This is a genomic window from Saprospiraceae bacterium (assembly GCA_026129545.1).
Classification (GTDB): domain Bacteria; phylum Bacteroidota; class Bacteroidia; order Chitinophagales; family Saprospiraceae; genus M3007.
This window is the reverse complement of sequence record JAHCHX010000001.1, coordinates 48,862-72,686: the sequence shown is the minus strand read 5'-3', so window position 1 is coordinate 72,686 and position 23,825 is coordinate 48,862. Positions and strand designations below refer to the sequence as shown.

20 protein-coding genes are annotated in these 23,825 nt (G+C 52.9%); 8 read left to right on the top strand and 12 right to left on the bottom strand.

The annotated features are described in order from the left end of the window. Positions 1-42: 42 nt before the first annotated feature. The 4 genes from KIS77_00290 to KIS77_00275 form a co-directional block, all read right to left on the bottom strand. A complete protein-coding gene (locus KIS77_00290) occupies positions 43-591 on the bottom strand; it encodes a dihydrofolate reductase (GenBank protein ID MCW5920757.1) in 549 nt (182 codons plus the stop codon). A 112-nt stretch (positions 592-703) separates the two neighbouring features. Next, a complete protein-coding gene (locus KIS77_00285; protein MCW5920756.1) occupies positions 704-1,144 on the bottom strand; it encodes an META domain-containing protein in 441 nt (146 codons plus the stop codon). A 7-nt stretch (positions 1,145-1,151) separates the two neighbouring features. Further along, positions 1,152-1,505, bottom strand: a complete 354-nt coding sequence (locus KIS77_00280) for a T9SS type A sorting domain-containing protein (protein MCW5920755.1) — start codon at positions 1,503-1,505, stop codon at positions 1,152-1,154. A 40-nt stretch (positions 1,506-1,545) separates the two neighbouring features. Then, positions 1,546-2,502 carry a hypothetical protein gene (locus KIS77_00275; GenBank protein MCW5920754.1) on the bottom strand — a complete coding sequence of 319 codons (957 nt, stop codon included), beginning with the start codon at positions 2,500-2,502 and terminating at the stop codon, positions 1,546-1,548. 155 nt (positions 2,503-2,657) lie between these two features. Here KIS77_00275 and KIS77_00270 point away from each other — a divergent pair, with 155 nt between their 5' ends. Beyond that, positions 2,658-5,681 carry a histidine kinase gene (locus tag KIS77_00270; protein MCW5920753.1) on the top strand — a complete coding sequence of 1,008 codons (3,024 nt, stop codon included), beginning with the start codon at positions 2,658-2,660 and terminating at the stop codon, positions 5,679-5,681. On the opposite strand, the gene KIS77_00265 is transcribed toward KIS77_00270, so the two are convergent. The 3 genes from KIS77_00265 to KIS77_00255 all read right to left on the bottom strand — a co-directional run bounded on the left by KIS77_00265 (position 5,678) and on the right by KIS77_00255 (position 8,915). Continuing rightward, positions 5,678-6,520 carry a hypothetical protein gene (locus tag KIS77_00265; GenBank protein MCW5920752.1) on the bottom strand — a complete coding sequence of 281 codons (843 nt, stop codon included), beginning with the start codon at positions 6,518-6,520 and terminating at the stop codon, positions 5,678-5,680. The genes KIS77_00270 and KIS77_00265 overlap by 4 nt on opposite strands. A 75-nt stretch (positions 6,521-6,595) precedes the next feature. After that, a complete protein-coding gene (locus tag KIS77_00260; GenBank protein ID MCW5920751.1) occupies positions 6,596-7,327 on the bottom strand; it encodes a hypothetical protein in 732 nt (243 codons plus the stop codon). Between the two features lie 244 nt (positions 7,328-7,571). Beyond that, positions 7,572-8,915: a T9SS type A sorting domain-containing protein gene (locus tag KIS77_00255; protein ID MCW5920750.1), complete on the bottom strand. Its 1,344-nt coding sequence runs from the start codon at positions 8,913-8,915 to the stop codon at positions 7,572-7,574. Positions 8,916-9,159: 244 nt separating this feature from the next. On the opposite strand from KIS77_00255, the gene KIS77_00250 reads away from it, so the two are divergent. The 5 genes from KIS77_00250 (at position 9,160) to KIS77_00230 (ending at position 13,470) form a co-directional block, all read left to right on the top strand. Continuing rightward, complete coding sequence (locus KIS77_00250; GenBank protein MCW5920749.1) at positions 9,160-9,837, top strand: response regulator transcription factor; 678 nt, start codon at positions 9,160-9,162, stop codon at positions 9,835-9,837. A 3-nt stretch (positions 9,838-9,840) separates the two neighbouring features. Continuing rightward, positions 9,841-11,214, top strand: coding sequence for a HAMP domain-containing histidine kinase (locus tag KIS77_00245; protein MCW5920748.1), 1,374 nt, complete (start codon positions 9,841-9,843; stop codon positions 11,212-11,214). Between the two features lie 244 nt (positions 11,215-11,458). Next, a complete protein-coding gene (locus tag KIS77_00240) occupies positions 11,459-12,184 on the top strand; it encodes a carbonic anhydrase (GenBank protein ID MCW5920747.1) in 726 nt (241 codons plus the stop codon). A 118-nt stretch (positions 12,185-12,302) separates the two neighbouring features. Continuing rightward, positions 12,303-13,085, top strand: a complete 783-nt coding sequence (locus KIS77_00235; GenBank protein ID MCW5920746.1) for a DUF2490 domain-containing protein — start codon at positions 12,303-12,305, stop codon at positions 13,083-13,085. A 124-nt stretch (positions 13,086-13,209) separates the two neighbouring features. After that, complete coding sequence (locus KIS77_00230; protein ID MCW5920745.1) at positions 13,210-13,470, top strand: zf-TFIIB domain-containing protein; 261 nt, start codon at positions 13,210-13,212, stop codon at positions 13,468-13,470. Between the two features lie 221 nt (positions 13,471-13,691). Here KIS77_00230 and KIS77_00225 read toward each other — a convergent pair whose 3' ends face one another. The 5 genes from KIS77_00225 to KIS77_00205 all read right to left on the bottom strand — a co-directional run bounded on the left by KIS77_00225 (position 13,692) and on the right by KIS77_00205 (position 21,303). Next, on the bottom strand, positions 13,692-15,644 hold the full coding sequence (locus tag KIS77_00225) for a hypothetical protein (protein MCW5920744.1): 1,953 nt from the start codon (positions 15,642-15,644) through the stop codon (positions 13,692-13,694). A gap of 84 nt (positions 15,645-15,728) precedes the next feature. Then, on the bottom strand, positions 15,729-17,567 hold the full coding sequence (locus KIS77_00220) for a DUF839 domain-containing protein (GenBank protein MCW5920743.1): 1,839 nt from the start codon (positions 17,565-17,567) through the stop codon (positions 15,729-15,731). A gap of 297 nt (positions 17,568-17,864) precedes the next feature. Then, a complete protein-coding gene (locus tag KIS77_00215) occupies positions 17,865-19,379 on the bottom strand; it encodes a VCBS repeat-containing protein (GenBank protein ID MCW5920742.1) in 1,515 nt (504 codons plus the stop codon). Between the two features lie 92 nt (positions 19,380-19,471). After that, a complete protein-coding gene (locus tag KIS77_00210; GenBank protein ID MCW5920741.1) occupies positions 19,472-20,173 on the bottom strand; it encodes a response regulator transcription factor in 702 nt (233 codons plus the stop codon). 77 nt (positions 20,174-20,250) lie between these two features. Continuing rightward, a complete protein-coding gene (locus KIS77_00205) occupies positions 20,251-21,303 on the bottom strand; it encodes a sensor histidine kinase (protein MCW5920740.1) in 1,053 nt (350 codons plus the stop codon). Between the two features lie 257 nt (positions 21,304-21,560). Between KIS77_00205 and KIS77_00200 the strand changes: the two genes are divergently transcribed. Then, positions 21,561-22,313 (top strand): sterol desaturase family protein, encoded by a 753-nt coding sequence (locus KIS77_00200; protein ID MCW5920739.1) that lies wholly within the window; start codon positions 21,561-21,563, stop codon positions 22,311-22,313. 133 nt (positions 22,314-22,446) lie between these two features. Then, positions 22,447-23,739: a vanadium-dependent haloperoxidase gene (locus KIS77_00195; GenBank protein MCW5920738.1), complete on the top strand. Its 1,293-nt coding sequence runs from the start codon at positions 22,447-22,449 to the stop codon at positions 23,737-23,739. The last annotated feature ends 86 nt before the right edge of the window (positions 23,740-23,825 follow it).

The window sequence follows — 23,825 nt, the reverse complement described above, 5'->3', positions numbered from 1 at the left end:
AGCCTGTTTTTTCGTTTTTCTCAAAAACTTGCCAAAGTCAACTCAAACGGCACCTGCGTCTCTTTTCCGCTCGAAGTGCATCTGGACCAACCCGCTCGGGAACGCCGTGCTTTTCAGCAATGTCAGGTTGTGCCGAGGGCGGCCGGGTTTGAACAAGGGAATGCCCTCTCCCAACAAAATCGGTATGACTGATATGACGTATTGGTCAATCAAATCGCGTCGCATGAGCTCGTACACCACTTCGGCGCCGCCGTCGCAATAGATATTCAGGCCGGGGGTTTGGCGGATTTGGGCGACGAGAGCGCCTACGTCGCCATTGAAAAACGTCACGTTTTCGTCGCCACCGCTGCGCGTTCTCGACAATATGAAACTTCGACGCTCGGCGTGAGGCCAAGGGATGCCGAACGATAGGACTTTCTCGTATGTCTTGCGCCCCATGATGATGGTGTCCACTGTTTTTACGAATTCTTTATAGCCATAGTCTTGCTGCGGCGCCTCCACCATAGAGAGCCACTCAATGTCGCCGTCAGGCTTGGCAATGTAGCCATCAAGACTGGCCGCGATGTAGAGAATTAGTTTGCGTTGAGTCATGCGTAAAGAAAATTGGCAGCCGCGACCGCTTTTCGCGGCTGCAGGTATGAAAACATGGTGCGACTATGCCGGGTTGCATTATTCTTGACATTCCAAGCGTCAGTGCAGTTGCTTACTTGCCCTGTTTTTGTTCGTTCAGGCGAAACACCAAATTGCCCATGTCGCCGCAATCAATCTCCATGATTTCTCCACGAATGTTGTAACGCTTGGCGAATCGGAGTTGCTCGAAAAAGCGGCTTTCCTGCTCCGATGCGTTGTCGCAGTACATTTCGGTGGCGGTGATATCGTTGATGCTGAGTTGATTGACGTTCAATTTGTAGGTCGCGCCGTAGCCGTTGCAGCCGCCGTGCCCTTGTATTTTGCCGCCTTCAAATTTGACGGTGACGGTTGTGCCTGCCTGTACTTCCCGGGGTTCGGGGCCGACGGCGAAGAGCGTCAGTTGCCACGTTTTCCCTTCTAGGCTATTGGAAGCGTAAGGGTCGGATGCAGGTGCGTTTTTTGACTGACAAGCGCACATTGCCGCTATGAGGAGCAGCGAAAGTAGTTTTTGCATGGCTGTTTTATTCTTCTTGAACAATGAACGTTTTGGAGTAAATCTGGCCTTCGATGGCCAGCAACGCGACGTAAGTGCCGGGGTCGAAGGCTTCGACGTACACGGATTTGGTAAAAGTGGATGGAGGAATTTCTCCCAGGTTGATGCTAAGCGACATGCAGCCTTCCAAATCAACAAGCGTCAGGATGACGGGGGCCGCTTTGTGCATCGTCCAGGTAAAATGCACTTCGCAGACAGCCGGATTGGGAGAAATATGCAATTGCAGGTCATCTTTTTTGCCGTGAAGGCTATCCTGCCTGGACTGGGCCTGGAGTATTGCCCAATTTCCCAGTAGCATGATGATGAAAAGCGTTTGTTTCATATATTGTGTTTTGTGTTTGGAAATCGTCTGAAGGATTTTTTCAGTGAAACTCTGTCACGATGCCGCCGTGTTGTTCCCAGCGTCCGAGGGTTTGGTTGTAGTAGGTGCCGTTTCCCATGATGGTTTGTTGGTTTTGCCGCATGAATTGGAGCTCATTGGTGATGAGTTGCGTTTGTTGCTGGCGCAGTTGGTTGAGTTGGGCGGCCTGCGCCTGCCGAAATTGCGCGAGGTAGCGGCGTTCTTCTTCTGACAGGTTGTTTTCGCCCACGACTTTTGCCTTGACGAACAGGCGTTGTTCGGGAGTGCTGTGTTCCCATTGCAAACGCTGGAGCGCCACGTTGGCAGCCGTCGTGAACATTTCTTGTTGTTGGGCGACATTAAGCGTTTTCCATTTGGCAATGGCTTCTCTGTACATTTTTTCCCGGAAAGCGGCATCCATCGGCTCGGCCTTGATGCCTTTTACTTCCACGTTGAAAAAATAATCGAACTCGATGAGGGCATCCACGATTTCGCGGGTGAGCGGCGGCGTGCCCGATGCCAGCGGCGGATGGGCAGCGTAGTAGAGGTCAAGCATCCATTTGGCCTCGGTGTCGCCGGTTTTAGCGATTTTCCAGTGTTCGTTGAGGGTGATGGCACGCAGTTTCTTGCATTGGGCATCGCGTTCGGAGGCAGACATTCCCATGAGTTGTTCGTAAAAAACGAGGCAGTTTTTAAACACCTGATTTTTTTGCGCATCGTCGCTGAAACGGTAGCCGTCGGCAAAAGTGCGCAACTGCGCCCGCTCCGCGTGGGTCATTTTTACGTCGAACAACATTTCCACAAGCGCGTTGTAACGGCGCAAATCGGGGTCGGCAGTGGTGTCGGGTTGCGCGACAGATGAGGCGGCAGGCGCGGGTGAAGCGTTTTTGGCAGGTGCTTTTTCAGCGGGTTGCGCCGTGCAATGCATGGCTGTCAGAATGAGCAAAAAATGCAGAAATGCAATCGTTAGTTGTTTCATAGAAAAAGTTTTTGTGTTTGTTGGCTCAAAGTTGACAGCGGCACTCTGGGGGCTGCAAAACTGTGTTGCCGAATGGCCGAAACCAGCCGATGAGTGGCCGAAAAAGTAAAGTGAGGTTTATTGCCCTGCTCGCTACATTTGCTGCGGTATTTTGTATGAATGCAACAAGATGTACCTGTCCGGCACTATTTGCGCTGCTGTTCCTGTGGGGTGTCGTTCCCACGGCTAAAAGCCAGCCTGGGTTTATTTCGCTGGGCCATCTGACGACGGAACAGGGGCTGTCGCAGGATTTCGTCGGCGCTATCGCGCAAGACGACGAGGGCTTCATCTGGTTTGGCACCCACGATGGTCTCACTCGCTACGACGGTCGCCGTTGCACCGTTTTTCGAGCGCAGGCAAACGACAGCACCTCGATACCCGACAATCGTGTCACTGGCCTGACTTCGGATGGACGTGGCCGGCTTTGGGTGACGACGATGAAGGGTATTTGCTATTATCTACCCGCAACGAAACGTTTCCGGCGGGTGCCTATCCCCTCACCGACCGCTCCGAACAAGACGCAAGAACATTACTTCAGCAATATCTCTTTTGACAAAGATGGCACGGGCTGGACGCATACAGACAGTTTTTTGGTGCGTCTGGACGGCCATACGTTTAGGGCTGAATTTTTCAGAATTCCCTGTCGGACTAAATCCGAAAGTCAGGTGTTTGTTGATTCGAAGGGGCGTGTGTGGGTCACCATCGTTGGGCAGCATCTGCTTCGTTTCGACCCTATTACGAGACTGTTTACTTATGTGCGGGGCTTAGACAAACCCGATGGCCCCAACCCTTGGCCGATGTGGATTCAGGAGGACAGTGGGGGCAAAATTTGGCATTCGGACTGGGACCAAGCTTTTTTCACCTACGACGAACAGCAGCAGCGGTTTGTCAACTTGCCCGATTCGGCGGGCATTGCCACCGTGTTTGTTTTGGAAGAACGCCCCCATGCGCCGCCCTTGATTTGGGCAGGTGGCGGCAATCATGGTCTTTGGCGCCTGAACTGCGCCGATATGCGCCGCACGGAATTTCCCAAAAACCCACGCGACCCCTACTCGCACAACAACACGCGCACCTATTCGCTCTACCGCGACCCCAAGACAGGCATCATCTGGATAGGCACCGAATTGGGCGTGGAATACTACGACCCTAACGGTATCAAATTCGGGCGGGTGCTCCTGCCCGAAAAACCCGGCCAAAGCCAATTTTACAGCATTACAGGCATGATGCCAGACCCAAGCGTGCATGACCGATATTGGGTCAGCGTGTGGGGGGTCGGCCTTTTCGAGTGGAATCGTAGCGATAACACCTTCAATCTGTTTGAATACAACAACAGGGGAGTCTTTTCCAACGAAATTTTCGACATGGCCCGCGATGCCGAAGGCAATCTGTGGTATGCGACATGGAAGGGCGTGGAGCGCTTCGACCCGCGCACCCGCCAACGCCGCCACTTCATGCAGCCTGCTCCTTGGAACACGAATGAAGACAAGGCGCTGAGTATTGAAATAGGCCCCGACGGGCGCGTATGGCATGGCAACAACCGGGGCGGATTGGTGGAGACTGACCCCAGCACCGGCAAGAGTCGCAACATTTTCCTATATCAACACGACGGCAGCAAATTTCCTTTCTACACGCTCTGGGACATCAAATTGGACAACAGGGGGCGGGTTCTGGTCAGCTCGCCCAACGGCCTGCTGCGCTACGACCCTGCCACCGAAAAAAACGAACACCTCCTTTATCGCTCACCGCCGCTCAACGTGTTGGATGCCGTCTGCGGGCCGGACAAACGGCTTTATGTGGGCACTGCCGAGGGATTGTATGTGCTCGATGAGCGCGATTCCTTGCTTGTTGTGATGACGGTCGAGCATGGGCTGCGCAACCAAAACGTGCGCAAATTGGAGATGGACCAACAGGGCAACATTTGGCTCGCCACTGCCAATGGGTTGCATCGCTATGAGCCTGCCACCGAGCGGATTCATTATTTCTCAAAGGCCGATGGGTTGTTTGTCAACGACCATTCGCAGGGCTTTCGAGTGATGCCCAACGGCGAATTGTTCTTAGGCGGCGAGTATTCGTTCAATATCGCGTCGCCAGAAAACTTGTTTGGCAATATCCACCCGCCTCGGTTGGCACTGAACAATATCCTGATACCTGACCGCAAAACGCCTTGGACACCCAGCCAACCGCTTACCTTGCGTCCGGGAGAGGCGGTGGTGACGTTCGATATCGCCGCGATTCATTTCACGCAACCCGATAAAACCGTGCTTGCATATCGCTTGGAGGGTTTCAACGAACAGTGGACAGAGACCCAACAAAACACGATTACCTACACAAATCTCGACGGCGGACGCTACAAATTGCAGGTGCGCGCGCGCAATGGCGACGGGGTGTGGAGCGAGGAAACGCTGGAAATACCCTTCCGGGTGGTGCCTCCTTTTTACAAAACTTGGTGGTTTCGCACGCTGCTCGCGCTGCTATTGGCAGGTATTATTGCGGGCGTTTCGCTCTATCGGCGACAGGTGCGCCTTCGGATGGAGGCCATGAAAGCGCGTTCGGACGAGCTGGAGAAACAAAAGCTGCTCAACGAAATCGCATTGCTCAAAACGCAGGTCAACCCGCATTTCCTGTTCAACAGCCTCAGCATACTTTCCTCGCTCGTCCACACAAACGCAGACTTGTCAGAGCAGTTCATTGACCAGCTTTCGCGCTCCTACCGCTATATTTTGGAGCAAAAAGACCAATCGCTCGTGACCATGCGGACGGAGTTGGCATTCATACGCTCGTACACCTTTTTGTTGAAAATTCGATTTGAGAACAAGTTTGACTTGCAAATTCTCTTGGAAGACACTTCTCTCGACCAATACAAGATTGCCCCGCTGACGTTGCAATTGTTGGTTGAAAACGCCGTGAAACACAACCGGATGTCGGCAAAAGAGCCTTTAATTGTGGAAGTGGCGGCAGAAGGTGAGACCCTGATAGTACGCAACGCGCTCCAATTGCGCCCCAACCCAGAGGCATCCACTGGCACCGGCCTTAAAAACATCATCAGCCGTTATGCGCTGCTCACCGATAGACCGGTGGAGGCAGGCACGACGGCTGATGGGTATTTTGTGGTGAAAGTGCCGCTGTTGCGGGAGAATTAGTACTGATAATTCGTTGTCTGCATGCCGCCTGGGCTGGTCGTGCGCCGAGAGATGGGCAGGCCCTCGGCATTGTATTGATATTCGTGGGTCGTGACCTGCACAGTACCGCCGGGCAGACGGCGCACCTCGCGGCGCGGATTGTTGTAATGCCAGCGCACTTGAGGCAGGAAGGGGTATCGCAGCATCCAGCTCGTGGGGTTGATTTTGTCGTCGAAATTGCTGTATTCCAGCGTTTCGAGCAGTCTGTACTGTTGCTGACCCGATGTCGAGTCAGTGACCTGTTCATAGACTTTTATTTCGGCAAGGTTCCCCTTCGCGTCATATTCAAACTCGTGCTTGTAAAGCGTGACAGGTTCTGAAGGCAGGTTGCTTACCCTCCAGATTTCCTTGATAATCCGGCTGTTGTAATAAATATAGGTGACTTCTCGGGCTACCTCACCTCCGGGATAAAGTTCCTGGCTTCTCTCGACCAATGTATCGTGGTAGAAATAGCGACTGAAATAGCTGCTGGGAGTACTCACGCGAACCGGTCTGTCTTGCGTATCATACTCAAAATCATACACGATGGTGCGAATTTTGGTCGGGTCGCTCTGGTCATACTGCCATTGCGCCCGGAGTTGCACGACTTGGCCTCTGGTGTTGTAGGAGAAATTTTCGTGGTCAATATCGGTTTTTTTCAGTTGCTTGACGAGTGCGTTGGGGGGCAGTGGGTTGGGCAGTTCCTGCTGCGGCGGAAGTGGGTGGGGGTTGGGTTCGATTTTGGGGTCTTTCTCGCACCCAATGGCAGCAAGCATTACTGCCAACCCAAACAGGCTTGACTTGAACGAATCTTGTTTCATAGCTTAATCTTTTAAAAGTGTAGTTGTTGTGTTTTTGCTTCGAAGGATGGATTGTTGTTCCGAACCAACAGAGTATCAGCGCACGGCACGCAAGTCGGCCTCCTCCACGTCGGTGCGCAAGAGCAGCCCTGTGGCGATGGCGGCGATGACGGTGCGCGTCTCCGCTTCGAGGCGCTGGTCAATCCATACCGTACCCCTGTTGACGGTCGAAACCGCGCCCACTACCTTGCCGTCCATGCGAAACTCGTGGCCATACACGGCCAATTCCTTGAGCCAATCCGGCTGGCCTTGCAGCCCTCTGACGGCCTCTATCTCAATGCGTTGCGAGCCGCTCTCCGCAAAGCCTGCCGATGCTCGCTGGCGCAGGAAGTCTCCGTTGGGGTTGTGCACGATGAAGTCCCAACTGTTGCGGCCCTTGCGCATCACCACGCTGCCCGCAAAGTAGTTTTTGTATTCGAGCGGGATGCCGAAGAAGTCTCTCACCAAAGGGATTTCGGTGCTTTTGAACCTGCTGACACAAGCCACTTCAGCCTGTGTCTTGGATGGGCCATACTGGGTGAAACTGAGTTTTTCCTTGGCAGCTTGGAAGCGAAGGAAAAAGGGGATGTCGTACCCTTTTGTCCAGCCGCGGCGCACCTTGTCGGTGGTGTATTCGCCATAGCGGATGACTTGGCCGATTTGCAGGCCGTTGCGCCCTTTCACGGGCATTGCTTCGGCGCTCAGCGCAGGGTCGAGCGCGATTTCGGGCGTTCGGCAAGCGATGAGGCTCGTCAGGGCGAGTAGGGCGATGATGGTTGTTGGTTTCATAGCGAATGTGTTTTTGTGTGTTGTTTGTTGGGGTGACATTTACGAAACCTCGCAGGTTTCGTAAAGGTGGCTCGCATGGTTCAAGCCGTTTTTCCCAAAAGTCTTTTTTTCAAAATTTGTCTTTTGACAAAAAAAGACGCGCCGCAAATCAGCACTAAGGAAAATGTGTAGGCCATGGCGTGGGAGATGAAACACACGAGGCGGCGAGCAGGCCGCCCCGTGTGTCGGATTGGGTTGAAAAAAACTACTGCTTCACTATTTTTCCACTGTAAGAATCAGCGCCTTGCTGGGCAGTGACTTGATAGATGCCTGCGGGCAACTCCACCAGATTGAGCGATTGGCCGGGCTGTATCAGGCGCGACTGCACGAGGTTGCCAGCCGTATTGAACACTTGCACAGTGGTTTCTTCTTGGAGATTGAGGCGCACCGCGTCGGTGGTCGGGTTCGGAGCGATTTGCAGCGCCAGTGCTGGGCGCGGGGTGGGCCGCACGGACACGAGGCCGGCGTAGTAGTAAAACTTTTTGCTGTCCAACATCCAGTCGAACAGGTTGTCGTCCCAGAAGAGAAGGTATTCGACTAAGAGATAATCGTCCTGAACGTAGCCGAAAGTTTGGAGCTCGCGCTCGTTGGGAGCATCTTGGTTGATGAATGTGGTTTCCTTGCTGGCAACGCGCTGCTGATTGTCGTAGCCGTACTCCGTCCGCTCAATCATTCGCCAGTCTTCTTTTTCCACGTTCCATTCAAAACCCAATTCCAGCCGAACCGCGCCGAAGAGTGTGTAGGCGTAGTTTCTGCGACTTTGTGGGAAAAACTCAACCCCATCGGTCACAAACACCGTCACTTCGATAGGCTGGTGGTCAAAGTATTGGATTTCGGTGCGACCCGTGTTGAATTCAAAACCATCGAACAGCGCATAAGTCTCGATGACGTGATTGTCGCCGTTATCATTGTAGAGATACACGTCTTTGAACTCCAGCACCGTGCCGGACAGGTCGAAGATGGAGTACTGCTCCATCAGGCGGTCGTTGTCGTCAAACACGTTTTGAGTGGACAGCAAGAGCTCCCAGTCTTTCAAGTCTGTGTTCCATGCGTACACGAAAAACGAGTCGAGCAGGTCTTGCGAATTGCCGTGGGGGTAGCTTTCGAGCCGCGAATCGGGCACAAAGCTTTGGCTGTCCCAGTCATAGCCTTCGCCAGTGACCAACACGATACGCTGTTGAGCGTCGCGCGTGATGGTGGTGCGGTTGATAGGCTGCCAGACGTTGCCCTCAAATTGGTAGTTGGTTTCGATGGCTTCGATGGCCGTAGGGTATTGGTAAATGGTGCGGAACAACGGGGTGCTGTCGCCCGGCGCGGGCAGGTTGTAGGCATAAAAGGTTTTGGTGGAGTCCAACTGGAGGTCGCCGCGCGAAGAGATTTTGTTGACGGCGGCAGCCTGAAGGTCGAAGCCGGCGTGGTTGAGCATCCGCTTCACGTTGTGCGACCAATTGTCTGCATAAGGCTTGAGGCTTGGGGCGAGCGTTTTTTGGGCAAAGGATTGGCTGACGGCCAAGAGGAAAAGAACAGGTAGGAAAAAGTAGTTTTTCATGCTTAATTGCTTGTGTGGATAGTTGTTTGTTAGTTGATGCGACAAATGTGGCCGCCACAGGCAAAGCCATGCAAAAGCGAGTTGCCGAATGACGAAAAAGGGTGGATGAATGACGAACAATAGGGAAGGACTTTTTTTGCCGCGACGCACGCCGGAAGGATTGCGAACCCTCCCGATGTTCTAAACACAAGCGTTTTTTGAACAGAACAAACCTAGTTCGAGTTTGATTGCACACGTTGCTGTCATGAAGCACAAGATACTCATCATAGAAGACGAAAGCCATATCGCCTCTCTCCTTCACCGGGCTTTTCAAGAGGCGGATTATGATGCCTACATCGCATTGGACGGCAAGATGGGAGCGACCCTGTTCGACCGCCTGCGCCCGCACTTGGTCGTCACCGACCTCGTGATGCCGGAGATGGACGGGCACGAGTTGTGCCGCCATATCCGCGCTTCCAAAAGTACTGTCCCGATACTGATGCTGACGGCTATCGGCGGCACGGACGATGTAGTCCGTGGGCTTGACTCCGGGGCTGACGATTATCTTGTGAAGCCTTTTCGTCTGCCCGAGCTGCTGGCCCGGGTAAGGGCTTTATTGCGCCGTGCCGCGCAAGCTGAATCGGACCGCGTGAGCAAAATGGCCGACTTGACACTCGACCACGAGACGAAAGAGGTGCGGCGCAATGGCGAGCTCCTCAAACTCACGGCCACCGAGTTTCGCTTGCTCGAATTCCTCCTGCGCAACAAAGGCCGTCTGAAAACCCGTATGGAAATCCTGGAAGAAGTGTGGGGGGTGCATTTCGACCCCAATACCAACGTCGTGGATGTGTACATCAACTATTTGCGCAACAAGGTGGACAAGCCCTTTGAAAAAAAACTCATCCATACCCAAGTCGGTTTGGGTTTCATTTTAAAAGAATAGGCCATGAAATCGCTGCGATTGACAATTCGCCAACGGCTCACGTTCGTCATCACTGGCTCTTCGCTGTTGATTTTATCCCTCGTGGGCTATTTCATCTACCGCTACTCGGTGCGATTTTGCGAACGGGAATTCCGAGGACGAATCGAAGAGCGGCTGGCGCTGGCCGACTCTGTCATTGGCCGCGACCGCCTGCACCCCTTCAACATGATTGGCAAGATACCGCCCGGCTATTTGCCCGAAGAGGAGATTCACTACTACACCGACCCACGCCAAATGACAGCACCTAACGGCAACGATATTTTGTCGAAACTTATCGACACGACGCAATTTCACAACTGTAAAATCTGCTTCACGCATATCGGCCAGCGCGACTACGGCATCCTGCACGACTCGGTGAGCCATCACACGCTGGTCATCTCGGCCATTGACCGCTACGGCTATACCAAAATTGCCAACCTGCGCACTAACATCATCACAGGCATCCTGCTGGGGTCCTTCTTGTTGGGGCTTATCAGTTGGTTTTGGATAAAAAACATGCTGCAACCCATCACCGACAAGATTAAAAAAGCCCGCGCTATCGGCACCAAAAGTCTCAATCTGCGCCTCAACGTCAAAAACAACTACGACGAGCTCGGCCAACTGGCACTGACCTTCAACGCCATGCTCGACCGCATCGAACAAGGTTTCCACGCGCAGCAGCAGTTTATCCGCAACGCCTCCCACGAAATGCGCACACCGCTCACGGCCATCAGCGCCGAAGCCGAACTTGCCTTGCAACAAAATCGCGACGGCGAGTCTTACCGGCAATCGCTTGAAAACATCGGCCAGCGCGCCAGAGACCTCAATCACCTCGTGTCGCAACTGCTCACCATGGCAAAAATCGAAGCCAACATCCCCTTGCCCAACGAGCAAACCTGCCCTGCCGACGAAATCCTCCTTTCAGCAGTCAAAACTTTGCAAACGAGCCACCCTGACGCGGCGCAACAAATTCGGCTGCACATCGAAGCCGACGAAGCCGACGAACTTCAAGTGTGGTGCGACCCCGCTCTTTTGCAAACAACCTTCTTCAATCTGCTCGACAATGCAGTAAAATACGGCGAAAAACGCCCCATACGAGTACGACTTTTTTTGCAAGGGAAAAATGTATGCCTCGAAGTAGCCGACGAAGGGCAAGGCATTGCGCCGGAAGAAGTAGAACTCTTGTTCGAGCCATTTTACCGCAGCAAAACCGCCCGGCATTTGCAAGGCAGCGGGGTCGGGCTGTCGCTAGTGAAAAGCATCGCCGATAAATATGCCGGCGGCGTGTACATGGATTCGCAATGGGGAAAAGGGACGATGGTGCGGTTTTTTATGCCGAAATTTATCCCGGGTACTTAGTACAGCGGATTAGCCAATCCGCTGTACTAAGTACTGAGACAAAATTATTCAAGCATTTCACACGACGACACAACGGCACAAAGAATTGATTATCAGAAAAAATAAAATCGTAGTGTCGCCGTGTCGTTGTGTGAAATAAATCTGTCCGGGTACTTAATCATTTCCAAAATCTAATTCCCTTCTAACACCGCTCTTATGAGTTTCTAATAACCCGGCAGTGACCTTTGTCTCAAAATTTTACCACATGATTTTAAGACATTCGTTCACTGTTGCCGCGATTTTTATCGCTTTGCTGGCTGTTTCATCCTGTCAAAACACGGAGCAGAAACCCGCCAAAAACACCCCTGCTGCCACTGAGGCCTATAATGCTCCCACCGCTGTAGTCCTGCCACCTTACCCAAAAACGCCCGACGAGGCCATCGCACGCTTGAAAGAAGGTAACGCCCGCTTCGTCAATGACCAGTCTGCACATCCAAATCGTGATGATACGCGCAAAATCATACAGGCCCAGCAGCAAACGCCCTTTGCAAGCATTATGAGTTGCAGCGACAGCCGGGTGCCATCCGAAATCGTTTTCGACCAAGGCTTGGGTGATTTGTTCATCGTGCGTACAGCCGGGCAGGCTCCTGCTGTTGCTTCATACGGCTCACTCGAATTTTCGGTGGCTGTGCTTGGTGTGAAAGTGATTGTCGTGATGGGTCACGAGAAGTGCGGTGCAGTAAAAGGCGCTATTGGCACAGACAAACTTCCCGGCCACATCGAGGATTTGGTAAACATTATCCGGCCAGGCGTGAAAGACTTCATCGGCAAGCCCGATAAACTGGAAGAAGCGAGTAGAGCCAATGTGCTGGCCGAGGTAGAAGCGCTGAAAAAGCTGAACCCCATCTTGTCGCAGTATGTGCAGGAAGGGAAAATAAAAATCATACCAGCGTACTACCGTCTCGAAACAGGCCAAGTCGAGTTTCTATAAACAAACAGGGCACTGACGCTCGCTTCGCTGCCGCGCCACCTCCACTGCTACAATAGGTGGCCGGCAGTTTTCCCAAAACGGGCGAAGTGGACAGCCGTTGTCGCCATAAATTTTGTCCATGACTGTACGCATTTTTCTTCCGACGATTTTACTCGCAATATTTTCCGCCAGCCTTTTTGCCCAAAACACCCGCCTCAATGACCGCAACAACATCGGTTGGTGGGCTACTTTCGGGACATTCAAATTCTCTGAAAAATGGGGGCTTCACGCAGAGTATCAGTGGAGACGCGAAAACTTTGTGACCGACTGGCAGCAAAGCCTACTGCGTCTCGGAGCCAACTACCAGGTAAATCCCAAAATTCAACTTCGCCTTGGCTACGCCTGGATTGAAACATATCCATACGGAGATTATCCCATCAACGCGCTGGGGCGGGATTTTACGGAGCACCGCATTTTTCAAATGCTGACACTGACTGATAAACCGGGCCGTCTGGATTTCGTGCACCGCTTCATGCTGGAGCAACGCTGGATAGGCCGCTACACCAGCCCCGAAGTCACCCGCGAAGACGAATATTTCTTTGTCAACCGCCTGCGATATATGTTCAGGATGCAGTATCCGCTGAAAGGCAACACGTTGGACGACGGCGAGTTTTACGCGGCGGCTTACGACGAGATTTTCATCGGTTTCGGGAAAAACGTGAATGAAAATGTGTTTGACCAAAATCGCATTGGACTGCTTTTCGGCTATCGTTTTGGGCCAAAACTTAGAATTGAAGGCGGCTATTTCAATCAAATTCTTCAATTGCCACGCGAGATAACATTGCCGGGCGAATCGAACGGGCGCAACGTATTTCAGCGCAATTCAGGATTTATCGTCAACGCCTATTTGAATTTAAATTGATGTAAAAAGAGTTACGATTCATACATAGAGCATGAGGTTTGTTACATCCCGGAAGTCACACATTTCGGTAAGCCCCGACGCAAGAGTCGGGGCTTTTCTCCGGGACAAAAATTTTGATTGACTCATGGGTAAATGTCCTAAATGCAATACTGCTCTAACGGTGTCCCAAAGGCACGGGACACTGGCCGAATACTGTCCTCAGTGTCGCCGCTTGTGGGTATTTCACGGCAAGCTTGACCCTGAGCACGGTTCATACAGCAGCGACGCGGTAGCCAATACGCAACACGGCAGCAAAAACATGGAGAAACCACGAACTGCCGCTCATCATAAATACTCGCCGTTGAGAGGACTATTCGATTTTCTAAGAACTTTTATGACACGCTGACTGACCTCGCAAAACACGCTTTCAGTCGGGTGCATTTCAAATTGCCGCAAGTAATCGGAACGCTGTTCCGACCTCTATCGGAACAGCGTTCCGGCATACAAAAGCGACAATTTGAAATGCACCCTTTTTTATCGAACACAGAGGCGCGGAGGGCACGGAGTTTTTTGTGCTCCGCGCGCTCTGTGCCGCTGTGTTTATGAATAAAAATCGAAAGTGCAGAATCAGTATTCGCCCCCAACTTTTCTGCGGTTCCATTCGGGCTTTCCCTCAAATCGAGGCAGCGAGTCGGGTCTTACTTGCAGATGCGATGGGTTGTCCGTGAGCGAATGCATAAAAGCTATCAAGTCCCGTTGTTCCTGCGGGCTGAGTTGGAGCGGCGCGTCGGGCAGGGTTTGGTGGGGTAGTTCGATTCCGATGCCCGCGCCGCCGCCGCGATTGTAAAAATCAATGACTTCTTCCAGCGTTTGATAAACGCCATTGTGCATGTAAGGGGCGGTAAGCGCCACGTTGCGCACGGTGGGTGTCTTGAACGAGTGTTTGAAAAAAGGTGCTTTGTCGCGGGGCTTGCCGCTGTCGAATCGCCCCAAATCCGGGTCGAGCGGCGCATTCAGGGTGTCGGGGCGGAGCGGCACGCCGAGCACTTCCGATTCTGATTCGGTGTAGAGCGGTGGCACGGTGCCGTTGAAAACGGGCGCAAAATGACAGATGCCGCAATTGGCCTTGCCCATGAACAGATTGAACCCACGATAAGCCGCCGGGTCGAGATAGGCCGTGTCGCCCCGCACGAAGCGGTCGAAAGGGCTGTTGAAAGCGTTCAAGCTGGCCACATAGGATGCCAATGCGTCGGAGATGGAATAGGCGGACAGGCTATACTGCGGATTGTCTGAGTAAGCGTCTCTAAACATCTTTTTGTATAGGGCACTCTGATTGAGCTTCTCGATAATAACAGGATAAGTCGTGGAAAACTCGAGGGAATCCACCACGACGTGCAAGATTTGCCGCGACAGCTGCCGCTCCCGCAGGTCGTAGAAGAAGCTTTCGGAAAAAACGCAATTGAGTAAGGTGGGAGCATTGCGCTTGATATGGCCTTGCCCTTCGGCGGCGAGGCTTTTGGGTAGCCCATCCGTGAAGGCTTTTTCGGGCTGATGGCAGGACGCGCAGGCGCGTTGATGGTTGGACGAGAGAATGGGGTCGAAGAAAAGCATTCTGCCCAGCGCGACCCTTTTTTCAAACTGAGGGTGCTTCATGTCCACTTTGGCGTAAAATCCGACATTGAGGAATTGCTCGTCGAACAACCCACGAGCAGCCTGATTGACGGGTTGAGGCATTGGCGAGGTCTCCGATGAGGTTTCCACGCCCAACACGCGCTGCACTTGATAAATCAGCTCGTAGAGCGGGTCAATATGTTTCGTCAGGAAATCGAGTCGGTCGAAGGTGTCGAATGACTTGGATTGGCCCAAGTGCCTGATGGTGTGGTCGAAACGCGCATCCAGAATAATGGCCAGCCCTCTGTCTTTCGATTCGACGATGGGCAAATAGGCTCTTATGGCAGCACCCATGCCTTCGAAGGCAGCTTTGGCTTCTGGCAATGCGTGGAGCGTGCCGGGAGTATCGAATCCTGTGAGGCCAAGCGTGAACACGCGCACCACCTCTTGCTGCATGGCTTCAAAGACGTGCCGATGGGTCATCTTCAATTTGGATTGGAACTGGCGCATGACCTCAAAATCTTGTGCCAATTGGCGGGTAAGCCGCACGATTTCGTCCTTTTCGGCAAATGGGTTTTCCTCCGCCACCAACTCGTCAAGCACTTGCAGCCCAACAGGCTCAACGGGCATCACATCCGGGATGCCTTGTTCCACAAAGGGCAAGGGCGGGCCGTTGATGGTGCGTTTCACGCCCGCGCGGTCGTTGTATTCCAACAAGAACTCGATTTTTTTGAACGCCAACCTTGCCTCCGAGTGCGCTTTGCGCAGTTTTTTTACCGAAGCTTCATTGTTTGATAAGCTTTGCGCAGCCGCGTAGTACAAGGCTATGGCTTCTGAGGTCTCTTCCATGCCGAGGTGGAACTGTCGCGTCACGGTATCGAGCGCCTCGGTTTCGGGCGTATCCTTGAAGCTTGCCAACCCAGCAAAAAAAATAAGGAGCAAAACGGAAAAGGCTATTGTCTTTTTCATGTGTCAGTCTTGATATAATGTGAAAAAGTCGGGACGACCACACAAGGGTCGCCCCGACACTGGTTTTGGGTGTTTGAAGAAACGTTACTGTATGACCAGTTTGAGGATGCTACCCTGAGCATTCTGGATGTAATAGACACCTGCTGTGAGCGCCGACACATCCACTTCGCTGGTGTTGCGGCGCACCATCACGCGCTTGCCATTGGAATCAAAAATGGCCACATCGGTCACCTGATTCATGTAAACCATGCGAGCCGTCGGGTTCGGATACACGGCAAAAGCATCGGCGTTGGCCTCAGAAGCGGGTGCCACGCGGTCGAACACACGCTCGTTTTTCAAATCGTTCGGATTGATTTTGTCGAGACCGTGAATGGCATAGGTGAGCGAATGATTGAAAGGGAACGGGTTGTTCGTGTTAGGGTGCTGCGAGTTGACGAGGATAGATTTGCCATCGGGGGTCTGTATAGCACCAGTTATTTCTGCACCTACAGGTGTGGCAGTCAAGCGAATCAAATCGCTGAGCGTAGGGTTCTGGATGCTCAAATCCAGCAGGAAAGCTTCGCAAATAATCAGAGGCGCGCCAGAAGGCATCCGGCCAAAAGAAGAGCCGTTCAAGTCTTCCTGAATAAGCAGATACTGCTTGTCTCCGATATTCACGATGGTCAAGCCATCCGGGTTGGAGAGATGCACCTCGGGATAGTCCGCCTCGCTTGGGCTGGACGAAAGCGCAGGCCCCCCTTCCAGATAAACCGTGCAAGTATCCTTTACAGGGTCGTACTTCCAGATGCGACCGTAGTAATCGGGGTAGTTCGGGTCGCCGGGCGAGGCGAATCCAAGCGCCTGCGCGCGCTGCACATGGTAAGGGTCGTACACGGCTCCCAGAGCATTCTCGTCGGACCAAGCGTTGCCCGGTTTGTCCAAGCCAGTCTCTGTGAAATAAACGTTGTTGAGCTTGTCCATTGTCACCCACTCGATACGGTTGAACATGGTAGCTCCTTTTTCGGTCGCAAATTTTTTGTGCTCCAGCATGGAGCCATCTTCCCAGATGGGTACCCAGTTGTAGCCGGGCTTGTCGTGCTTGTACACAAACAAAGTGCCTTTGTTGAAATCGCCGGGCGTATTGGACACGAACATACCCAAGAAGCCGGGCGTGTCGTCGGGACCAAGATAAACCAAACGGTTGCTTGGCTCAATCACGCCGCCCTCGAAGGGCTGACGGCCCCAGTTGTACTGTTTGCGAATAGCCTTTGCTTCGCGTGGGTCAATCTCGACCATCCAGTTGAAGTTCTGAAACTTTTTGAGTTTGACGCCATTCCAGCCGGGGATGTCGGAGTTCACCGTGAAATCAGTAGTGTCGCGCACACCAGTAGCGATGCTGGCGTTGTTGGAGCGGAACCACTCCTCGGCAGTCCAGATACGGCCATCTACTTGCGAGGAAATACCGCCGCAGTTCATGCCCGTCTCGCCTACGGTATTGGCAAAATCAACGTTGAAGAATTTGCCGGAGCGACCGTCGGCCAACGTCTGGTCAACGATTTCCAAAGAACCGTCAGCGGCGCGTTTCACGCGGAAGACGGTCATGCCGCCGCCGTCGCCGAGTTTGTCGTCAGAGAAAATCATCTCGTGATTCACCGTGACCCAGCCAAGACTTTGGCCAGTGTTGTCGGGCGTGAAGCCGATGAAGTCGTGCCATTCCTTTGCCACTTGCTGGCCTGCGGGATTGCCGTAAGTCGGTGTCGTTTGCACCAAATCGGTGCCACCGATGAAAAGGATTTGCGTGGTCAAAGGCGAAGGCGGCAGCACCACTTCCGTGGGCTGGTAGCCTGCGGGGATTTGGATTTCGTTGTCAAACAATTTTTGTGCGTTGACGCTTGCTGCGCAAAAGAACAGCGCCGCCAACATCAGGTAGTTTGTCTTTTTCATTGTTGTTGAAATTGTGAAAGTTTGAAAAAATGATGACAAAGCTACCCTCGCCTCAAACCGTTTGAAAGAGATGTTCCATTAAGCAATTATCAAATTTAGATGCCTTTAATGTTGCCTCCACGATAACAAATCGTTAAGTCGCAAACGATTGATTTTTAAGCACATAACGTTTGATTAAATATAAAATACTCGTTTTGCCCGACTATTGCTATCTGGACTTGCTCTATTGTAAATTTTATGTTGCCTCTCTTGAAAATTAGCGTAAAACCAAAGTTAAGAAATAGAATGGCGGAGGCCTCAACGGGCTTTGTTGCGCAATAGCACGAATGGGATGCCGTCTCGTACCCATTGAGCCACCAGCCCTGTTTCTGGGATGGTTTGCATCGTCAGCGCCCCCAGCACAATGTCCCAGTCGCCATCGCCATCAAGGTCGCCAGCATCCATCACAAGCCATCGGCCTTTGTTCACGGCTGGAAAGGTGTGTGCTCTAAAATCGTTGTTGCCATTGTTTTCCAAGAAGACAAAAGCTTGCGCTGGTGCTGTTTGAAAATCGGGGAAAAAGGATATAGCCGCGATGTCCAAATCGCCATCCATGTCAAAATCGTGCGGGATGGCTCCATAGGCGCCGGGCATTGGATAGAAAAAGACTTCCTTAAACTGATTTCGACCATTGTTTTGGAAAATACGGATACCGTGATATGGTTTGTAAACCGAAGGGAAGTCCGCATTGTCGCCACATGTGTAAACAATGTCGGGATGTGGGTCGCCGTCATAGTCGAAAAGGGCGAAATGGCTGGAGCCGTAACTCGCCGGGAATCGAAGCACTCGCTGTTCATCGAAGTGCCCATTGCCACGATTGTAATAGATGAATATGCCTTCGTCGCCCTGCCCAAAGAGCGCCACGATGTCGGGAAGCCCATCGGCATCGAAGTCATGCACTGCGGTTCGTATGGCACCAGGCATATCGCGCAGCAGATGCCGGGTGAAATGCCCCGTTCCTTCATTTTGCCACCAGCAAAGCGAACCTGTCCATTTGGCAAACTCCGACACCACAAAGTCGAGCCGCCCGTCGCCATCCAAATCAGCCACTTCGATATGCACGGGGCGTTTCAGACTGTCTATCAGGACTTTCGGCAATTCGCCCCGCGCCGACGGAAAGAACAACAGCTGGCCAGCTGGCAAGTCGGTAGGTGAAAAAGACCCCATCGTGCCGACGACCTCGCCGTGTGGCAGCCGGTGATATCCAATCGCGCCCTCCCCCACCAACGCTGATTTTTGCAATCGGAGCGCCATATCGAACTCATACAACCGCTTGGAATTGGCATCTCCCACATACAATCGCCCGTCCGCCATTTTGACCATCGTGACGCTTGGGGGAGAGAGAAAATAATTGGGAAACACCACCTCGAACTGGTTCAACTCCATGTCGAGCACGGGCAAGGGCATCACCCTGCTCGCTGGCGCGTTCTGCACATAGAAGTCGCGGATAGCCTCCCATTCGGCAGCTGACAACGGGGACTCTTTGCGAAAAACTAAGGGATTTTGAAAAGCCAAGTCCTTTGCCTCCGGCTCGATGAAACTGCCCGCGCCCGTCTCCAACGGCAACACGCCGAGCATTTGCCCCATGCGCGGCAAGACATAGCGTTCCCAACTTGTCTTGTCCAGCAACGAAGGCTCAGGATAGGCATGACAGCTGGCACAATGAATTTTTGAAAGCACCTCACCAGTTTGAGCAAAAGCGAGGGGGCGTGGCTTGCAAGATATGCCACAGAGCAACACGATGCTGCATACCAACAGAACTTCCGATTTCATGCTCGTCGTTTTGGGGGGAAGTTCATGCGAGCGGTATGAGGTACTGCGTGTTTGGGCGGTTAAGTTTGCATTAATTCAACACCGCGCATCTGTCATCGCCCAAAACGCTCCAACCTGTCTTTATACATCCGCCCGACAGGAATCTGCTTACCCAAAACCTTCACCGCCGAGCCGGAGAAGGACTGCACCTTGTCCATGCAGATGATGTAGGATTTGTGGACGCGCAGGAAATGCTCCTCTGGCAGTTTTTCTTCCAAATAAGAGAGGCGCTCGTAGGTCACAATCGGCCCGCTGGCGGTGAAAATTTTGACGTAATCGCCCAAGCCTTCGATGTAAAGAATGTCTTTGAGCCAGACTTTTTGCTGCTCCCTGTCCACGCGGAAAAAGAGGTAGGCTTGCTCGAAGGTGTCGGGAATTTGTTGCGTCACAGGCGTTTGTGCCGTTTGGCGTTGGTAATATTTGCCGATGGCTTTCAGGAAACGGTCGAACTGGATGGGTTTCACCAAATAATCGAGCACGTCGTAGTCGTAACTTTCCACGGCGTAGTCGCGGTAGGCCGTCGTGAGGATGACGGGCGGCGGGTGCTGGAGGGTTTTCAAGAGTTCCAACCCGGTGAGACGCGGCATCCGAATGTCGAGGAACATGAGGTCCACCTGCTGGCGCTGGAGCGTGCCAAAAGCATCCACCGCGGAGCTGCAATGGGAGGCCAACGTCAGGTCGGGTACTTTCTCGATGTAAGATTTCAAGAGTTCCGCCGCGAGTGGTTCGTCTTCGACTATTAAGCAGTGAATCATAAGAATTTGAAACACGGAGGCACGGAGGACACGGAGTTTTTTGCCCTCTGTGCACTCTGTGCCTCTGTGTTTTTAACTTAAAGAGGTATCGAGAGCACAGACAAAAAACTCTCCTTGCCGCGCAGGATTTTGAGTTCGTGATTTTGAGGGAACAAAGCCTCGAGGCGGTTTCCCAAATTTTTCAATCCCAGCCCCGAAGCCTCGTTTTTCTCCGCTTTCTCGAGTATTTGTTCCGGTACGCTGTTCTCCACTTTGCACACGACGGAGCCGTTGCGCCGCGACACGTCCACCCGGATCCAACCTTTCCCTACCGGGGCGATACCGTGCTTGAAAGCATTTTCAACCAAAGGCAAAAGTAACAGCGGGGGTACGAGCGCGTCTTTCAGCACGCCAAAAACATTGACCGAAATGTCGAGGTTTTCGCCGTAGCGGATGCGTTCGAGGTTGACATAGTCGCGTATGTAGTCCAGCTCTTTTTCAACCGGAATGAGCGATTTTCGGCTGTCGTAGAGCATAAAGCTCAGGAGTTGTGCCAGCCGGTAAATCATCTCGCCCGTGCGCGGGTGGTTGTTTTGGGCCAGATAATATATGTTGTTCAGGGTGTTGAAAATAAAATGCGGCTCCACTTGCGATTTCAACAATTCCAGTTCGGCCTCTACTTTTTCCCGCTTGGCCTTTTCGATAAGTCGCTGCTGCCGCGTCCACAACGCAAAAAAATAGCCCATGACCACAATGCTCGCCTGCAACACAGGCGACACGATGCTGCCCAGCACATAGCGTGGCTTCCAGTAGTTGAGCCACGAAGGCACGTCTGCAAGGTGGGTGCCGAGCATGGGCAGGTACAAAAATAGGGTTTTGAGGGCGTGTTTGAAAAAACCCGCCGCTACTATGAACACCAACACGCCCACCGCCAGCCGCCGATAACGCCCATCGAACCAATTGGCCCGAAACCAATAAATCGAACTATACGCCAGCAGCGCGGCAGACACAAAGTTGATAAATGCTTCCTTGAGCAACAACCCTGATTCCACACGCCCCACCTTGCCGCTCGTGGCGAGCCAATCGAACAGGAAAAAGAGCAGCCAATAAAGCGTATGCCCCGCGTAGATATGCCATTTCTGTTTGTTCACGGCGACGAAAATAGGCTTTTCCGCAGCGCAGGAGCCGTTCTCTTTCGGTCAACGACTTGTTTTCTTCGTTCAACGGGTGCAACCTGCGCTTTTCAACCGCCCAACGGCTGCTTCGCTCGTTTTCCGGCGTTCGACTTGTTATTTTTTTGTGTATCGAAACCACCCGCGCCTTGCCGAAACAGACTTGCGCCACGCTGCGAAGCGCCTGCTTCTTTGCAGCGACAATAACGACTTTTAAACACGAAAACAATTCCGTCATGCCAACACCATTGGAAATCCTGCTCGACCCCATTTCGCTCGTCATCATTGCGATGTACGCCTTGCTCATGCTCTATGAGGCCATTTTCCCAGCGCGACCACTGCCGCCCGTCAAGTACTGGCAACTGCGTGGCATCCTTTTCTTCTTCATGTTCTTCTATCTGTCCAGTTACTTGCCGCTGCTTTGGGAGGCGCTCATGCCTGAAAAGCAGTTGTTCGACCTCTCAGGTATCGGTGTGTTTTGGGGTGCAGTGGCAGGCATCTTGCTCTATGAGTTCGGAATGTATGTGTGGCATCGCGCCATGCACAGCAGCAACTTTTTGTGGCGGGTGTTCCACCAGATGCACCACAGCGCCGAACGACTCGACACCTACGGGGCATTCTATTTCAGCCCTTTCGACATGGCGGGTTTCACCGCGCTTGGCACGCTGTGTTTCTCGGTCATCATGGGCTTGGACGCGCAAGCCACGACCATCATCCTGCTGACAACCAATTTCTTCAGCATCTTCCAGCACGCCAACATCCGCACGCCGCAGTGGTTGGGCTACCTCATCCAGCGACCCGAAAGCCACACGCACCACCACGCGCAGAACATCCATCGACACAACTATTCCGACCTGCCGATTTTCGACCTTTTGTTCGGCACTTTCCACAATCCAAAGACTTATGAACACGACACGGGCTTTTACCCAGGTGCTTCAGCCCGGGTGGTAGATATGCTGCTGTTCAAAGACGTGAGCAGAGCCGATTGATTCGATTGATTCGATTGGGCCGATTAGTGAGATTGGGTTAGTCGTGCCAATCGAATCATTCGGTCTAATCAGAACAATCGAACCAATCGAATCAATTTTTCTACATTCCTTCAAACTTAAACATTTTTAAGCAATGAAACAAAAACTTGCCTTGGCCTTTTGGGGCCTGTTGCTCGCTTTGAGTGCTTGCAACAAATCAAACAGCATCGGAAATACCGACCCGGGGAATGGCCTCGAACCGTACTCCAATCAAATCATCCTCGACTGGAACTTGGCGGCTTTCGAGACGATGGGCGGGACGAGCGGCACTTACCTGCACACGCATCTGGCTTCGCGCATCAACGCCATGACCCACATCGCCATGCACGACGCGCTCAACGCCATCGCGCCGCGCTACCAAACCTATGCCTTTCACCAGAAAAACAGACAGGCCGACCCCGTCGCGGCAGCGGCGACAGCAGCCTATGAGGTATTGGCGAATCAAATCCCCGCCCAAAAGCCGATGCTCGACAGTTGTTTGGCCGCGTCGCTGACAAAAGTGCCGGAAGGCAGCGCCAAAACACAAGGCATCGAAATCGGCAAAAAAGCGGCGGCGGCTATCATCGCCCTGCGCCAGAATGACGGCGCGTTCCAAGACCCGATTAGCGTGCCGGTAGGCACCGGCCAGCCCGGCGAATACCAATTGGTGCCGCCGTTCGACTTCATTTTTGCACCGTTCTGGACGACGATGCAAACTTTCTCTTTGCAAAAGCCCGAACAGTTCCGTGTGCCGCCCCACCCGACGCTCAACAGCCAAGCGTACGCGCAGGATTTCCACGAGGTGAAGCGCATGGGCCAAAAGGACAGTCCGCACCGCAGCGCCGAACAGACCGTCATTGCAAAGTATTGGTATGAGTTCTCTGAAATCGGCTGGAACCGCGTGACCCGCACCGCCGCTGCTGACAAAAAGTTGGGGCTGCTCGCCACGGCACGTCTTTTCGCCCTTGTCAACATGGCTTTGGCAGATGCCTACACCGCAGGGTGGGACTCTAAGTTCCATTACAACCTTTGGAGGCCTTACACAGCCATCCGCTCGGCTGATTTCGACGGCAACGACGACACGGTGGCCGACTACGGCTGGGAGCCTTCCGAGCCAACCCCGCCCGTGCAGGACTACCCTTCTACTCACAGCGCCCTCGGCAATGCCGCTGCCACTGTACTGACAGCCATCGTGGGCAACAATGTTCCTTTTACCATGACCTCCACCACCGCACCGACACCCGGCCTGACACGCAGTTTCAGCAATTTTTTCGAGGCTGCCAACGAGAACGCCGAGTCTCGTGTGCTGGCGGGTCTTCACTTCCGCTTTGCCTGCCAGAAAGGCCAAGCATTGGGCAACCAAATCGGCCAATGGACGCTGGAGCAACATTTGAAACCGATAGATTGAGTTGTTTTTGGAGTTCGAGAGGTGGGCTTGCCCATCCTTTCGGACTCCTCGCCCCTTCCACATTTGCCACACTAATTTTTTCACAT

What these genes read in the sequence shown, in the direction of transcription:
- KIS77_00290 (MCW5920757.1), bottom strand. Translation starts at nt 591, where the DNA reads ATGACTCAACGCAAACTAATTCTCTACATCGCGGCCAGTCTTGATGGC.
- KIS77_00285 (MCW5920756.1), bottom strand. Translation starts at nt 1,144, where the DNA reads ATGCAAAAACTACTTTCGCTGCTCCTCATAGCGGCAATGTGCGCTTGT.
- KIS77_00280 (MCW5920755.1), bottom strand. Translation starts at nt 1,505, where the DNA reads ATGAAACAAACGCTTTTCATCATCATGCTACTGGGAAATTGGGCAATA.
- KIS77_00275 (MCW5920754.1), bottom strand. Translation starts at nt 2,502, where the DNA reads ATGAAACAACTAACGATTGCATTTCTGCATTTTTTGCTCATTCTGACA.
- KIS77_00270 (MCW5920753.1), top strand. Translation starts at nt 2,658, where the DNA reads ATGAATGCAACAAGATGTACCTGTCCGGCACTATTTGCGCTGCTGTTC.
- KIS77_00265 (MCW5920752.1), bottom strand. Translation starts at nt 6,520, where the DNA reads ATGAAACAAGATTCGTTCAAGTCAAGCCTGTTTGGGTTGGCAGTAATG.
- KIS77_00260 (MCW5920751.1), bottom strand. Translation starts at nt 7,327, where the DNA reads ATGAAACCAACAACCATCATCGCCCTACTCGCCCTGACGAGCCTCATC.
- KIS77_00255 (MCW5920750.1), bottom strand. Translation starts at nt 8,915, where the DNA reads ATGAAAAACTACTTTTTCCTACCTGTTCTTTTCCTCTTGGCCGTCAGC.
- KIS77_00250 (MCW5920749.1), top strand. Translation starts at nt 9,160, where the DNA reads ATGAAGCACAAGATACTCATCATAGAAGACGAAAGCCATATCGCCTCT.
- KIS77_00245 (MCW5920748.1), top strand. Translation starts at nt 9,841, where the DNA reads ATGAAATCGCTGCGATTGACAATTCGCCAACGGCTCACGTTCGTCATC.
- KIS77_00240 (MCW5920747.1), top strand. Translation starts at nt 11,459, where the DNA reads ATGATTTTAAGACATTCGTTCACTGTTGCCGCGATTTTTATCGCTTTG.
- KIS77_00235 (MCW5920746.1), top strand. Translation starts at nt 12,303, where the DNA reads ATGACTGTACGCATTTTTCTTCCGACGATTTTACTCGCAATATTTTCC.
- KIS77_00230 (MCW5920745.1), top strand. Translation starts at nt 13,210, where the DNA reads ATGGGTAAATGTCCTAAATGCAATACTGCTCTAACGGTGTCCCAAAGG.
- KIS77_00225 (MCW5920744.1), bottom strand. Translation starts at nt 15,644, where the DNA reads ATGAAAAAGACAATAGCCTTTTCCGTTTTGCTCCTTATTTTTTTTGCT.
- KIS77_00220 (MCW5920743.1), bottom strand. Translation starts at nt 17,567, where the DNA reads ATGAAAAAGACAAACTACCTGATGTTGGCGGCGCTGTTCTTTTGCGCA.
- KIS77_00215 (MCW5920742.1), bottom strand. Translation starts at nt 19,379, where the DNA reads ATGAAATCGGAAGTTCTGTTGGTATGCAGCATCGTGTTGCTCTGTGGC.
- KIS77_00210 (MCW5920741.1), bottom strand. Translation starts at nt 20,173, where the DNA reads ATGATTCACTGCTTAATAGTCGAAGACGAACCACTCGCGGCGGAACTC.
- KIS77_00200 (MCW5920739.1), top strand. Translation starts at nt 21,561, where the DNA reads ATGCCAACACCATTGGAAATCCTGCTCGACCCCATTTCGCTCGTCATC.
- KIS77_00195 (MCW5920738.1), top strand. Translation starts at nt 22,447, where the DNA reads ATGAAACAAAAACTTGCCTTGGCCTTTTGGGGCCTGTTGCTCGCTTTG.